At 65.2% G+C, this 1,222-nt stretch carries 2 protein-coding genes; both read right to left on the reverse strand.

What is annotated here, in order from left to right; genetic code table 11:
• On the reverse strand, nt 1-1,014 hold a 1,014-nt coding region (locus MESCI2_RS01000000135685; protein ID WP_032901377.1), incomplete at its 3' end, for an ISL3 family transposase.
• Nucleotides 930-1,222 (reverse strand): hypothetical protein (locus tag MESCI2_RS1000000138695; protein WP_027038987.1); only part of this gene is annotated, 293 nt, incomplete at its 5' end. The genes MESCI2_RS1000000138695 and MESCI2_RS01000000135685, both read right to left, overlap by 85 nt.

The following is a 1,222-nucleotide window of genomic DNA, read 5'->3' on the forward strand; positions in this document are numbered from 1 at the left end:
CGGCCGCCGGTGCTCGGGCTCCCCGCCCGCTGCAAGCCAGCGCTCGACCGTTCTCACGCTCATGCCGGTCCGGGGCGCGATCTGTCGCGGCGACAGACCGGCCTTCCGCAAATCAAGGACTTCAGCATAGAGTTCACTGCGCTGGTTGCGGCGCGACCGGCGCAGGCNATCAAGCTTCGGGGAAGTCTCCACTGATGGTTCCGGATTGGCGTCGTCATCGCCACTCATCTCGGCCATCATCGCCTTTCCGGCGGCACTGACCGCTTTGCGATGGCGGCCGAGGGCCAGACGCAACCCTTCGCCCAGATTCTGGAGAAGATGCCAGCGGTCGGCGACCTGCGTTGCATCGGGNGCACCGCGACGGGCGCCGTCAGCATAAACGCCGGCGCGATCGCGAGCGATGACTTCGATGCCCGGATGACGTTTCAGCCATGACGCGACAGTGTTGGCATTTCGGTCCGGCAACAGATCGAGGACTCGGTTGCGCTCCAGATCGCANATGATCGTTCCGTAGCGCTGCCCCTTGCGCCAGGCCCAGTCGTCGATGCCGACCACCCGCGGCACGTCCGGCGGCTCGAACCTGGCTGCGCGGATCATCCGCAGCAGCGTATCGCCGCTTACCGGCATGGCGAGTTTGCGCGACAGGCGCGAGCCGGATTCNCCGCCGACCGCGAAGCCGATCACCAACTGGCTCTCNCCGAGGCGGGCGGTGCGTCTCGCTTTCGGCTGCACCGTTTCCGGCAATCGTTCCGTAAAGATCCGCTGACCGCATTGCGGATCGGCGCAACGGAACCGCCTGGCGTGAAGNCGGATTTCGACAACCCGTCCCTGCCACGGCAGATCAGCCACCCGGCGCATGTAGTGGCTGTGGACGCGNCCGGTTCGGCAGCCGCAGGAGGGACAGCACGATTCTGTCGCCTTCGGCCGGGCTACAAGCACCACCTTGTCGGCCTGTGGGAGAATTTGGACAATCGAAAGCTCGGGCGAGACCAGCGAACGGAAGGCATGGAGCACGGGCGAATCACCGGCGTCGACTGCGATTCCGACTCTATGGACTCATTCGCACCGCCCGTGAATCCCGGCCCCTGCACCAAATATGCGGAAGATCCCCTGATCGCCGCGCCATACCACAAGGCGGCGATGGTCGTTGCGCGCTGTTCGACATAGGAGAGGGACACATTGCGGTTCATGGCGCCGTCGTAGACGAAGGGGGCGGTCATAC

The sequence above is a fragment of the Mesorhizobium ciceri WSM4083 genome (assembly GCF_000519305.1).
Classification (GTDB): domain Bacteria; phylum Pseudomonadota; class Alphaproteobacteria; order Rhizobiales; family Rhizobiaceae; genus Mesorhizobium; species Mesorhizobium ciceri_B.